11 protein-coding genes are annotated in these 12,605 nt (G+C 46.6%); 9 read left to right on the forward strand and 2 right to left on the reverse strand.

Annotated features, from left to right (window positions below):
• Positions 1–317: group II intron maturase-specific domain-containing protein (locus tag B1728_RS04435; RefSeq protein WP_306293508.1), on the forward strand; the 317-nt coding region annotated here is incomplete at its 5' end.
• A gap of 116 nt (positions 318–433) precedes the next feature.
• Here B1728_RS04435 and B1728_RS04440 read toward each other — a convergent pair.
• Complete coding sequence (locus B1728_RS04440) at positions 434–1,435, reverse strand: inorganic phosphate transporter (protein WP_079908992.1); 1,002 nt, start codon at positions 1,433–1,435, stop codon at positions 434–436.
• 27 nt (positions 1,436–1,462) lie between these two features.
• Positions 1,463–2,083: a DUF47 domain-containing protein gene (locus B1728_RS04445; protein WP_079908993.1), complete on the reverse strand. Its 621-nt coding sequence runs from the start codon at positions 2,081–2,083 to the stop codon at positions 1,463–1,465.
• A gap of 266 nt (positions 2,084–2,349) precedes the next feature.
• Between B1728_RS04445 and B1728_RS04450 the strand changes: the two genes are divergently transcribed.
• From B1728_RS04450 to nth, 8 genes are all read left to right on the forward strand, one after another.
• Positions 2,350–3,648 carry an amidohydrolase gene (locus tag B1728_RS04450; protein WP_079908994.1) on the forward strand — a complete coding sequence of 433 codons (1,299 nt, stop codon included), beginning with the start codon at positions 2,350–2,352 and terminating at the stop codon, positions 3,646–3,648.
• Between the two features lie 51 nt (positions 3,649–3,699).
• A complete protein-coding gene (locus tag B1728_RS04455; RefSeq protein ID WP_079908995.1) occupies positions 3,700–4,191 on the forward strand; it encodes a cell wall elongation regulator TseB-like domain-containing protein in 492 nt (163 codons plus the stop codon).
• Between the two features lie 257 nt (positions 4,192–4,448).
• Complete coding sequence (locus B1728_RS04460; protein ID WP_079908996.1) at positions 4,449–4,982, forward strand: hypothetical protein; 534 nt, start codon at positions 4,449–4,451, stop codon at positions 4,980–4,982.
• Positions 4,975–6,477, forward strand: coding sequence for an AAA family ATPase (locus tag B1728_RS04465; protein WP_079908997.1), 1,503 nt, complete (start codon positions 4,975–4,977; stop codon positions 6,475–6,477). The genes B1728_RS04460 and B1728_RS04465 overlap by 8 nt, the downstream gene beginning before the upstream one ends.
• A 290-nt stretch (positions 6,478–6,767) precedes the next feature.
• Positions 6,768–8,372: an N-acetylmuramoyl-L-alanine amidase family protein gene (locus B1728_RS04470; RefSeq protein WP_256865271.1), complete on the forward strand. Its 1,605-nt coding sequence runs from the start codon at positions 6,768–6,770 to the stop codon at positions 8,370–8,372.
• 13 nt (positions 8,373–8,385) lie between these two features.
• Positions 8,386–8,928, forward strand: a complete 543-nt coding sequence (locus tag B1728_RS04475; protein ID WP_079908999.1) for a GerMN domain-containing protein — start codon at positions 8,386–8,388, stop codon at positions 8,926–8,928.
• A 52-nt stretch (positions 8,929–8,980) separates the two neighbouring features.
• On the forward strand, positions 8,981–11,716 hold the full coding sequence (locus B1728_RS04480; protein WP_079909000.1) for an S-layer homology domain-containing protein: 2,736 nt from the start codon (positions 8,981–8,983) through the stop codon (positions 11,714–11,716).
• Positions 11,717–11,939: 223 nt separating this feature from the next.
• Entirely contained in the window at positions 11,940–12,605 is a 666-nt protein-coding gene (gene nth / locus B1728_RS04485) for an endonuclease III (protein WP_079909001.1), read from the forward strand.

Raw genomic sequence — 12,605 nt, forward strand, 5'->3', positions numbered from 1 at the left:
TCACCCGGCTCAACCGATACCTCATGGGATGGATGGGATACTTCCGACTCGCTTCGGCGAAGAACCATTGCAAGAGATTCGACCAATGGATTCGACGACGATTGCGAATGTGCCTCTGGAAACAATGGAAGCGTGTGAAAACTCGCATTCGTGAACTTCGAGCACTCGGAGTCCCTGAATGGGCGGTCTTAAAAATGGCCAACTCCCGGCGAGGAGCATGGGAAATGTCTCGAAACACAAACAACGCCCTTCCGACGTCCCACTGGGAATCGAAAGGGCTGAAAAGTTTACTTTCTCGTTACTTGGAGCTTTGTTAACCTTTTGGAACCGCCGTATGCGGACCCGCATGTACGGTGGTGTGAGAGGACGGGGGTTAATCCCCCCCTCCTACTCGATTATAGGGAACTTAAAGTATCCGGTGTTATTTTATATCTTATGAGGTTAATTGGAAAATGATTTTGAAAATGATGAACGATAGAACCATGCTGATAGGGATTGTAATGACCCAGGTCATAACCATTTTCGTAACGGTGGCCCACTTCACGTCATAGAATCTCATGACTGCGCCAGTCCCGATAATGGATGACGAGATAACATGCGTTGTGGACAATGGCATTCCCATCGCTGTAGATACTTGAATCACGATGGAGGAGTTCAAGTCCGAAGCAAAGCCGTTAATAGGTTCGATCTTGATCAGCTTTTTACTCATGGTTTTAATGATTTTCCAACCGCCGATAGACGTTCCTAGGCCCATTGCCGTAGCTGCACACAATTTAACCCATAGCGGAACATCCAGTGTATCTTGATAGCCTAGAGCCACCATACCGAAGACGATAATCCCCATTGCTTTTTGCGCGTCGTTGCCTCCATGGGAGTACGAAAGCAGTCCGGCGGAGAAAATTTGAAAAATCCGGAAGGTTCGGTTCAGCTTTGATCTGGAGTGATTGCCGCTAAGAAGAATGAGCTGACGGATAATCCACATGATGATAAAGCCTGTAGCAAAAGCAATGATTGGAGAAGCGACCAAGATAATAATAATTTCCTTGAAACCGCTCCAATTGACAGAAGATGCACCTGCACCTGCGATAACGGCACCGGCAAGAGCGCCGATCAACGTATGAGAGGAGGAAGAAGGGATGGCAAAGTACCATGTGATGAGGTTCCAAATAATAGCCGTTAATAATGCCGCGATAACTACTTGTACACCATTATCAATGGTTGCCGGGTTGGCAACCTTACCTCCGACCGTTTTAGCAACTTCTGATGAATAAATAGCTCCTACAAAATTCAAGGTAGCCGCGAAGAATATGGCGAATTTAGGTGACAACGCTTTGGTTGAGATGGAAGTTGCAATCGCGTTGGCCGTATCGTGAAAGCCGTTGATGAAGTCAAATATCAGGGCTAGCGCGACAATGATGATTAAAAGGGTTAACATAATTACCTCCTACCAAGTTCGAACAGCTTACGAATAACGCAATACGACGCTTTCCAAAATATTTGCGACGTCTTCACAGGCATCCGTTGTTTGTTCGAGCCGCTCGTATAGCTCCTTCAATTTGAAATCATGGTAAGGATCTGTCGGGTTCATAAAGATTTCTCTTATGCCCTCGCGCATCAAACGGTCCGCTTCATTCTCGAGACTGTTGATTTGAACAGTATGCTCCGTAATTTGCATATATTTCTTTTTGGACAGCAGCTTGAAGGAGTCCAGGATATGCTGGCAGCTATCGACGAGAACAGCGGAAAATTCTCTCATATAGTTGTCGCTGACGTTAATGTTCATGTAATCAAATCTGGCGATGGATGCCTCAATTCCATCTATTACGTCATCCACCTTGGAAGCAAGCTCCATAATGTCCTCGCGTTCCAAAGGAGTAATGAACACTTTGTTCAACCCTTTGAAGATTTGGTGCGTAATTTGATCGCCCTTATTTTCCAAATCCTTCAACTGAGGATAAAAGGCTGCAGGCGGTTGATCTCCCATGACGGCATTGCGGAATATTTGCGCCGCGTGAAGAGTGTTCTCTGATGCTTTAATCAACAGCAGCAAAAAATCGATGTCGTTCTTCTTGGCAAAAAGCATGAAAGAGCCTCCCTCAAAATTGTATCTTAATGAAAACTTCATATTCTAACGCAAATTATGTAGAAAAAAAGCGATAAAATTCACACAAAAATAAAAATAACACAACATACTAATGCTTTGCAATCATAGTTTATCCAATTGAAGATATGTTCATGAATCTGTTTATATGTTGTCACAACCCTGCGATTTCGCCAGCCCGCTTGATTTATAGAGTTCGAAGTTGTACAGTGAAGATTGATGCTACGGTTCGAAAGGATAAGGTGATCATGAAAAAAACGATTATAACAAACGGAACGTTTCTTACAATGAACCCCGAGAAGCCTGTAATCCAAGGCTGCATGGTTTTGGAAGGCAATCTTATTACATATATAGGTGAAGAAGCGCCGCAGCCGCTCGATACATATGATGAGCAGATCAACGGCAAGGACAAGCTGTACATGCCCGGTCTGGTGAATACACATTGTCACGCGGCGATGTCTCTTTTGCGCGGCTATGGCGATGATCTTGCTCTTCAAGTATGGCTTCAGGAAAAAATGTGGCCGATTGAAGGCAAGTTTACCGCTCACGATGTCAAATGGGGGACGCAGCTGTCCATTCTGGAAATGATAAAAGGCGGAACAACGACGTTCGTAGATATGTACGATCATATGAATGAGGTGGCCCAAGCCGTTGAGGAAAGCGGTATGCGCGCCTGCCTGACGCGCGGTGTTATCGGATTATGCCCGCCGGAGGTTCAGGACGCCAAGCTGAAGGAAGCCACTCAGTTCGCCCGTGATTGGCACGGAAAAGCTGGAGGACGCATTACAACTATGATGTCTCCTCACGCCCCTTACACTTGCCCTCCCGATTATATTGAGAAGATTGTGCAAGTCGCCCATGATTTGAATTTGCCGCTGCACACCCATATGTCGGAGACCGCTCGTGAAGTCCAGGATAACGTCGATCAATACGGGGCGAGACCGGTAGCGCATTTGGAGAAGCTCGGTTTGTTCTCCAGACCTGCTTTGGTCGCTCATGCGGTACACTTAACAGACGATGAGATTCAAGTGCTGAAACAACATGATGTTCGGGTATCGCATAATCCGGGAAGCAATCTGAAGCTGGCCAGCGGCATCGCACGAGTGCCTGAATTATTGAAGCAAGGTGTGAAGGTGTCCCTTGGCACGGACGGAGCGGCAAGCAACAACAATCTGGATATGTTCGAGGAGATGCGTTTGGCTGCTTTGATCCATAAAGCTGTTACAGGTGATCCTGTAGCTGTTCCCGCAGAAGCGGCAATCCGTATGGGAACCATCGATGGGGCCCAATCCATCTGGCTGGAGGATGTAGGTTCTCTCCAACCGGGGATGAAAGCTGATTTCATCTCCCTGAACCTGAATCAGCCTCACTTCTTCCCTAAAACCAACTACATTTCGCATGTTATTTACTCTGCTTCGGCGAAGGATGTTGCTGATGTGTGGGTAGATGGACGAATGCTGGTGAAGAACGGGGAATGCCTTACATTGGATGAAGAAAAGGTGCTTTACGAAGCGCAGCGCTGCTTTGAGAGACTTACGAGTCAATAATCGCAACAGTAGTGCAGCATTAGCGGGAAATAGTTGCAGGAGGTTCCCTCTATGAAAATCAAAATAACCATTGCAGCGGTGGCTGTTATCGGACTTATTTTGTTTTTTGGAGGCCGGTTTATCAACGCGGTGCAAGAGGATGAATGGAAAATTCAACGAAATGCAGTGCAAACGGCTTATCAAAAAACTCTACTGACGAAAGCTGTAAAAGTGGAAAGGTTCGTCGGAGAAAAGCCCTATACGGTAATTCGCGGGGAAGATAAAATCGGGCAGCAGCTCATCGTTTGGGTAGGGGAAGATGAAATTTATTCCCAGATGGCAGCAGACGGTGCGTCGGAGGATCAGATCAACTCCACGCTGGAGTCGAAGCATCCCAACGCGGATATCTTAAGAACCATACCCGGAGTGCTTGGCGGTAAGCTTATTTGGGAAGTATTGTATAAGCTGCCGGCAGACGAATCCGGAAGCGAGAAATATTATTACGATTATTATTCATTTAATGATGGAGCCTTTTTGGATACATGGCGTTTGAGTATTCAATAACATGGAAGCCGATGCAGGTTTCGGGAAACAACCCCGGACTGGCAGAGGCTTCTTTTTTCATGTGATTCAATATAATTCAGGAACCCGCCCCAATAGCATTTTAGTCTGCCCCGGTGACAGGGCTTCGCTTTGTGGTATTCATGCTGGAGAAGGAAAGGGTTCATTACCACACATTACATCAACCATTTTGATATATCATGTGATATACTCAATGTATGCTTTTTGATATATCACATTAGAAAGGGGGACGTCAGCTAATGAAGTTACGTCTCTTACCTATAGTATTGAGTGTTGCTATTTCTGCTACCGTGTTGTTTGGCGGTTGGTTCGCATATCAAAGCTTTGCCATGGAGAATCCTTTGGCAGGTGTCGTAAAATCTACCCCGGGTGTTGAACTGGTAAGTACAAAGATCAATACAGATGATGCCGAAATCGAAGTGAAGCTGCAGCCAGGCACTAGCTTGCGAGAGGTATATGATAATATAGAAAATAAAGGCTCTTCCATTATCGGGAAAAAAGCCTTAAAGCTTAAAGTAGTCAATGAATCGTCGCAGCAGCTGGACCAATGGTGGTCATCCGCTCTCTTTGATGTTGCCCAAGCTATGGAAACGAAGCACTATGCTGAAATTCCGACTACACTACAATCCCGTGTCGCGGGTTCTTCGAATTTGAAAATTTCTACGGAAATGAACGATAAATTCGTGTTTGTTACCATGACGGACGGAGACAAAAGCAAATTCGTAATGCTTCCTCGCACACCGGAGAAGATGGGGGTGTGGCCGAATGAGTAAGATTTATAAGGAGATCTTTATTGGGGCTATTCCCGTTGTCATTATTTTTCTCTTCTTTATCGGCGTCAATGCGTTACCGTTGGTGTTTCTTGCAGTTATTTTAGGAACCATCTTCTATATGAACCAGATGCGCAGTGCCAGCGCAGGCTTTGGCGGCCAGGGCAAATCGCGCAGACAGCAAGCCCCGAGCTACTTGACCTTTGATGATATAGGAGGCCAGCAGCGGGCCAAGACCGAGCTCAAGGAGGCGCTGGATTTCCTGATCAAGCATGAAGAAATACGCAAGCTAGGGATCCGTCCGCTTAAAGGGATATTGCTTGAGGGTCCTCCCGGAACGGGGAAAACCTTGCTGGCCAAAGCAGCTGCTCATTATACGAATTCGGTATTTATGGCAGCCGCAGGCAGTGAGTTTGTGGAAATGTATGTCGGTGTCGGCGCAAGCAGGATCCGTGATTTGTTCAAGGATGCACGTAATCGTGCCGTGAAGGAAAATAAAGACAGCGCCATCGTGTTTATTGACGAGATCGATGTTATCGGCGGTAAAAGAGACGGCGGGCAGCATAGAGAATATGATCAGACCCTGAACCAGCTCCTGACGGAGATGGATGGGATTCATACGACGGAAAGCCCGCGAATTCTGATTATAGCGGCAACCAACCGCAAGGAGATGCTGGATAGCGCCTTGCTGCGTCCAGGCCGATTCGACCGTCATATTGAAGTGGATTTACCGGATAAGAAAGGCCGTCTGCATATTTTGAACATTCACGGCAAAAATAAACCTTTGGCACCGGAAGTGAATCTGGAGCATGTTGCCGAAGAGACTTTCCAATTTTCCGGAGCCCAGCTTGAAAGTGTTATGAACGAAGCTGCAATTTACGCTATGCGTGAAGAGTCGGACTTTATCCAACAAAGCCATTTGTCCCAAGCAGTGGATAAGGTCATGATCGGGGAAAAAACAGACCGCGAGTCTACGAAAGAAGAACGGGACCGGGTTGCCCTCCATGAATTGGGGCATGCTATAGCAGCGGAAGTCGTACGCCCGGGCTCGGTATCTCAGGTGGCTTTAAGCCCTCGGGGAAAAGCTTTAGGATATGTACGTCATAACCCGCAGCAGGATCAGTATTTGTATACCAAGGAACAGCTGGAAGAGCAGATCATCATCGCCTTGGGCGGAGCTGTGGCCGAGGAAATGTTCTACGGCGGACGTTCCACAGGGTCGCGCAACGACTTCGAACAGGCGCTGCATCTGGTACGGACCATGATGGATTCCGGCCTGACCAATCTTGGCATTATCGATCGCCAAATGGTAACGAAGGAAGAGCTGATGAAGGAAAACACAGCTATTCTTGAGCAGCTGACCGTGAGAACGCGTGAGCTTCTGGAGCAGCATCGCATTGTTTTTGAACAATCGCTGTATATCCTGGTCAAGGAAGAAGTATTATCGGGAGACCAATTCCGCGAGCTGCTGGAGCATTCCAAACTGCAGACTGCATAAACGATGAAAGCAAGAGCTTGAAGCACAGGCGTAAGCCGGGCAGCTTCGGGCTTTTTTTATTTTATAAACGGGATTGTTTTACATCGTTTTCCATAATGGTTCATTGTTGGCAAGAAATGCGGAGGATTAAGGGGAAATCTATCAATTCTCGCAACTTTTTCCCCTTTTTTAAGTCTATAATTATGGTAAGTTTCGCCATAATGAGATCATTTATGTCATAATAGAATCTATCGTTACAAAAAATTTATATACATAAACTGAGGTGTATGATGAGAGTAATAACTACGTTGATGTCTTTTTTGCTGGTCTCTCTGCTTGCTTTTCCGATGATGGCATTTGCCGCCGTACCCAAGATCCAGCTGTACCTGAACGGTAAGCAGCTCGCGGCGGAAGTAGCTCCCCAAATCGTAAAGGATAATACGATCGTCCCTGTTCGGATTATCGCGGAATCTACAGGAGCCAAAGTCCAGTGGGACGGAAAGAACCGCAAAGTCACCGTAGATAAGTCAGGCACCAATATCCAACTGTTTATAGATAAGCAGGATGCTTTGGTGAACAATAAGAGCTTTAAACTTGAAACCGCACCCATGATCATTGACGGCAATACGATGCTGCCTCTTCGTTTTGTCAGCGAGCAGCTCGGGGTCAAGGTCACATGGGATGAGCTAACGCGCTCGGTATTTTTATTTCAGGCCGATGAGGACGTGAAGGAGGTTGTTTCATCCCCTGTAGAGGGTGGAGAAACTAAGCCGGATTCAGGCGCAGTGGCTGCACCGGGCGATAGCTCCAAGCAGCCGGTAGTAAACGGCAAGCCTTCGAATGAACCGGGGGATAAACCGGCCGCCAAACCTGGCGATAAAGCCAGCGAGGGGGATGCATCGAAAGATAAGCCATCGGATAAGGACAAGAACAGCGGGGCTTCTACCGGCAAAGAAACAGCCGCTTCTTCGGATAAAACCGGCTCATCTGGTTCCCAGGAAACCGGTCAGGCTAAGCCAGGAGAAAAAGCCAAGGAGCCTGTGACAACCGTTCGCTCCATTAGTCTTCAAGGAGACCAGTTCGTCGTCAAAACAAGCGGGGCAGAGAGCCAGCCCAACGTAACCAGAATGTCTAATCCGAACCAGATTGTTATCGATATCCCGTACAGCCAATTGGATCCATCCCTGAAGCTGAACGAAAAAGGCGAGGGTACCATCAAAGGGAATGAAAATAATGTCTCGCAGGTACGATATTTGCTATTTTCAAAAGAATCGTCTATCGTTAGAATAATAATAGATTTATCTAAAAAAGTAGATTTCAAGCTGTCTTCTGCCAAAACACCGAATCAGCTGACATGGACATTGTCACAGGCCAAGGAGAAGTACAAGGTGGTCATAGACCCTGGACATGGAGGAAAGGATACGGGAGCAGTCTCCGTCGCGAAACGCCATGAGAAGGATTTCGTATTATTTCTAAGCAAGAAAGTGAACAAGTTATTGGAGAAGGAATCCAAGATTGAGCCCGTTATGACACGCGAGGACGACACGTTCGTGGAGCTGGCGGACCGGGTCTCATTTGCCAATGAGATGAAGGCGGATCTATTCGTTGCGATTCATGCCAATTCTGCGGGAAAAGAATCTGTTGCAGGTACAGAAACCTATTATTATACCGAGCAAAGCTTGCCTTTTGCCAAAATCATGCATGAGCAATTGCTGAAATCTACGCAATTTCCCGACCGCAAGGTGAAGCAGAACAATTTCTATGTTGTGAAGAACACGACCATGCCTTCACTTCTGCTGGAAATTGGCTTTTTGACCAACCGTTCGGAAGAAGCAGCTATGTTCCAAGAGGAATTTCAGGATCAGGTTGCCGCGTCTATCGTTGCTGCTATCAAACAGCAGTTGAATATCGACTAAGGAGAGGATAGCGATGCAGAGACGGTACCTACACGGCGCCCTAGTCGGTTTATCGTTAGTAGTTTTATTGTCCGCCTGCGGACAAGCCAAGCCATCCCCGAATGCTTCCGGCGATTCCAAGGCCGGCACGGCTACCGTTCAGTCACCGGCTCCGGGAGCCGAGACGAACCAGACAAAGATTAAAGTCTATTTCGGTGATGAAAACGGCGAGCAGCTGGTAGAGCAAGAGAGCACCATTTCGTATAAAGACAATAACGAGAAATATGCTTCTGCTCTAAAAGCCTTGACCACAAGTCCCGACAGCAAAAGGATTGCGTTGTTGAAGGGCTTTACGTTCCATACGGTTTCGTTGAAGGACCAGACGTTAACCGTAGATTTGTCTATGGCGCCGGAATCCAGATTAGGTGCAGGCGGAGAAGATTTGGTGCTGCAGGCTTTGAAAAAAACGATGTTTCAATTTTCAGAGATTCAAAATCTGGATATATTACTCGACGGCAAAGCCGTTGATAGTTTAATGGGACATATGGAGCTTCCGCATCCGATGAAGCGCGGTTAACCGCGCTTTTTTCGGGGGCTTCGCACATCAGTTAACCGAGAGGAGCAAACACATGAGCAACAAGCAAAAGCATACGAAAAAAGTAGCCGCAGGATTAATAGCCTTATCTGTACTTGCCAGCAGTCCTGTATACGCTGCGGAACCAGTCAAGTCGAACAGTACGGTTACAACTACGGCGAGCTCGGCATTTACGGATGTCAGCAACGATCACTGGGCGATCAAGCATATAACGAAATTGGCCGCATTAGGAATCATTCAAGGTGTGGATAAAGGAAAATTCAGCCCGGACACCCAAGTCTCCCAGCAAGACGTTGTAATTATGGCAATTCGCATGATGGGTCTTGAGGATGAGGCGTTGAAGAATAAAACCGAGACCATCCTGCCTGTCACTCTTGATCAAACGTACGCCAAGCCATACATAGCCTATGCATTCGATAAAGAGCTTCTCGACGTGAAGGAGGAAACGGAGGCATCCGGATCCAATTCCAAGACGGCATGGGGTTCCCGTCCTGCGACACGCGAGTGGGTAGCCAAGCTTGTTATACGCGCCATCAACAAGCAGGACCTGGCAAAACAAAAAAATGCGGACCCATCCATATTCAGTGACTCGAAGGATATGTCTTCCTGGGCAGTCGGTTATATCAACGCGGCGGTAAGCCTGGGCATTGTCAATGGAGTTGATGACAATAACTTCCAGCCGAAAGGCAATGTAACCCGAGCCCAAATGGCAACCTTCCTGAGCAGAGCGGATAAAGAGCTGACGACTCGCTCCGACCGCGTCGTGATCGGTTATATGATGAGCTTGAAGGATCGCAAGATGACGATTCTTGATAAGAAGGGCAAGACGACGGAATATACGGTTTCTACCGACACGGCTTTCTATAATGCCAAGGACGATAGCCGAATCCCGTCAACGCAATTGAAAGAAACGAATGAAGTGTACGTCATTCAATCCCAAGGGAATGCGGCCTATGTAGAGCTCACGAATGATGCGGAACAAATGGAATCTTACGAGGGAACGCTGGATCAGCTATACATTCCTAAGATGATGGTTTCCATCGCCCAGGGCAGTAACAAGGACCTGAAGGAGCTGGAGCAGAATGTCACGGTTACCGATAAAGACGGGGGCGGTCTAAGCCTGAGCTCTATTCCTATCGGAAGTATTGTCGAGCTGAAACGCAATCTTCTTATTCCTAATGCCAAATATTCCAAAATCATTGTTAAGCAGGTTCCGATCAGCAAAAATGCATCCGGCTCTATCGTAAGCATTGACAAAAACGCCAGCACCATTACGTTCATGGAACAAACGACCGGGCAAAACGAAACCTTCCCCTTCAGCGTAAAACTGGCAATTACTCTAGCAGGCGGAGCATCCGGGGATTTGTCCAAGGTTCGTGTCGGAGATGTTGTTTCCTATGAGATTAAAAATAATGAAATCGTTGGCTTAAAGGTCAACCAGCAGGCTGATGTTGGAAGCTCTGTCGAAGGTACTATGACCAGCGTAAGCGACGATAAAAAAATACTGACGATTAATAAGCAGGACAATTCGCTAGGCGCTTACTATATCGCGGATAATGCCATCGTATCCATCGACGGACTAGGCAGTGCAGGTCTCTTTGATCTTGAAGTAGGGGATACGCTTAAGCTCGATCTGGTGAATGATAAGGTCGTGAAAGTTTCGGTGACAAGCCGATCCATCAAGCAGCTGGCCTTCGCCAAAATTGTCAACTACGATGCGGAGACAAAGCTCTTGACTGTTACCGATGACAATGGTACTCCTTATGCTTATAGAATGACCGATCAAACGGGAATCAGTTATTGGGATGCTCCGATGAACCTGGCTGATTTCACGGATAAGTTCGTTAAGACCAAGGGTACGAAGGTGGATCTCAAGGTATCCAAGGATAAGATTGTGAGCATTAAATATGCCATGAACGCGGAAGGCACCGTGACCCAAATCAATTCGGAGGCTAACCAAATTACTTTGCGTGCTCCGGGAGGCCAAAATGTAACCTTCGGCTTGATGAATGCTATTGGAGTTGAATCTCTGGCCAAGCCGGGAGCGACAATAAAGGATTTGAAGGTTGGCGACAATGTCGTCGGCACTTTGAACCGGGATCAAGATCTCATTACACTCATCCAAGTGAAGAAAACGGCTGTATATAAAACGCTGATCAGCAATAAGACAGAAAGACAATTAAGCGTGAAAGACGAGAGCGGCGGACTGCTTGTATTCACAGTTGATAATAATGATAAAATCGTAAATCCGGGAAAAGCCACCCATAGCTTTGAGGATATTCTTATCGATGAATACATCAAAGTAGCCTATACGGGCAAAAAGCTGGAAAGCGTAGAAATGCTGAATACCGTTCGCGGTAAAGTAACCGGCGTAGATGCTGGTTCGGGAACGATTACCGTACAAGATTATTACAGTGGTGTTCAGGTCTTGCCAGTCGGTAAAAAGTTCGTCATTAATCAAAACGGAACGGCTTCGGCAGATTTGAACTCGATTAAAGTTAATGATCGTGTGGAGATCATTAAAGATGCCAACGATCAGCTGATTATCTCGAAAGCTACAGCTTCAAAACGTAAGGTAGCATCCTACGATTCGGTTCTGAACCTGATGCAGCTGAAGCCGGGCGGCTCCAACGAGAAGACAAACTACAATTTTTATGCAAAGGCTTATCTGCATCAAGGTACCACTACAGTTGCTCCGGGTTCATTTGCTGAAAATGATGAAGTTACGATTTATGTTCTGGATGATAAAATTTACGAGATGGAAAAATAAGTTTACTTTTTCGTCGAAACTAAGGAACTTAGATTAAGAGAGCACCGTCTAAAGGGGAGAAGCCTTTAATGATCTTCCCTTTGACGGTTTTTTCTGTTTTCCTGACTAATTTTTTTGTAAATTTTCTAGAAATGTTCGCATTTTGTCGGATGAAGTCATTGATTCCTTTCTCATGTTTCGGTAAACTGAATTTTATACTACTAGAAAGAGGTAGCTTGTAACTATGAACAAAAAGCAGGTTCGCAGCATTCTAGATACGATCGCCGAGATGTTTCCGGATGCCCATTGCGAGCTTAATCACTCCAATCCATTCGAGCTGACTATCGCCGTACTCTTGTCGGCGCAATGTACGGATGAAACCGTCAATAAAGTGACTGCTGATTTGTTTCAAAAGTACAAGCGGCCCGAGGATTATCTTGCCGTTCCCATAGAAGAGCTGGAGCAGGATATTCGCAGAATCGGGTTGTTCCGAAATAAGGCGAAAAACATTCAGGCGTTGTGCGCCATTTTATTGGACAAGTACGGTGGTGAAGTACCTGAGCTGCACGAGCAGCTGGTCGAGCTTCCTGGCGTTGGCCGCAAAACGGCTAATGTGGTTGTATCCAATGCTTTCGGTGTTCCCGCCATTGCAGTTGATACCCATGTCGAACGCGTGTCTAAGCGTCTGGGCATGGCGAATTGGAATGATTCGGTTCTTGAAGTGGAAAAAAAGCTGATGAAGCTGGTTCCGCGTGATGAATGGACATTGACCCATCATAGGCTCATATTTTTCGGAAGATATCACTGCAAGGCACAAAACCCGCAATGCGATAGCTGTCCACTGGCTGATGCATGCCGTGAAGGAAAAAAACGTATGAAATCCGGTAGTCGTAGGAAACCTATACAGTAG

The organism is Paenibacillus sp. 32352 (assembly GCF_002042965.1).
In the GTDB taxonomy this organism is placed as follows: Bacteria; Bacillota; Bacilli; order Paenibacillales; family NBRC-103111; genus Paenibacillus_S; species Paenibacillus_S vulneris.

Coding starts and splice junctions, on each gene's coding strand:
- B1728_RS04440 (WP_079908992.1), bottom strand. CDS start 1,435: ATGTTAACCCTTTTAATCATCATTGTCGCGCTAGCCCTGATATTTGAC.
- B1728_RS04445 (WP_079908993.1), bottom strand. CDS start 2,083: ATGCTTTTTGCCAAGAAGAACGACATCGATTTTTTGCTGCTGTTGATT.
- B1728_RS04450 (WP_079908994.1), top strand. CDS start 2,350: ATGAAAAAAACGATTATAACAAACGGAACGTTTCTTACAATGAACCCC.
- B1728_RS04455 (WP_079908995.1), top strand. CDS start 3,700: ATGAAAATCAAAATAACCATTGCAGCGGTGGCTGTTATCGGACTTATT.
- B1728_RS04460 (WP_079908996.1), top strand. CDS start 4,449: ATGAAGTTACGTCTCTTACCTATAGTATTGAGTGTTGCTATTTCTGCT.
- B1728_RS04465 (WP_079908997.1), top strand. CDS start 4,975: ATGAGTAAGATTTATAAGGAGATCTTTATTGGGGCTATTCCCGTTGTC.
- B1728_RS04470 (WP_256865271.1), top strand. CDS start 6,768: ATGTCTTTTTTGCTGGTCTCTCTGCTTGCTTTTCCGATGATGGCATTT.
- B1728_RS04475 (WP_079908999.1), top strand. CDS start 8,386: ATGCAGAGACGGTACCTACACGGCGCCCTAGTCGGTTTATCGTTAGTA.
- B1728_RS04480 (WP_079909000.1), top strand. CDS start 8,981: ATGAGCAACAAGCAAAAGCATACGAAAAAAGTAGCCGCAGGATTAATA.
- nth (WP_079909001.1), top strand. CDS start 11,940: ATGAACAAAAAGCAGGTTCGCAGCATTCTAGATACGATCGCCGAGATG.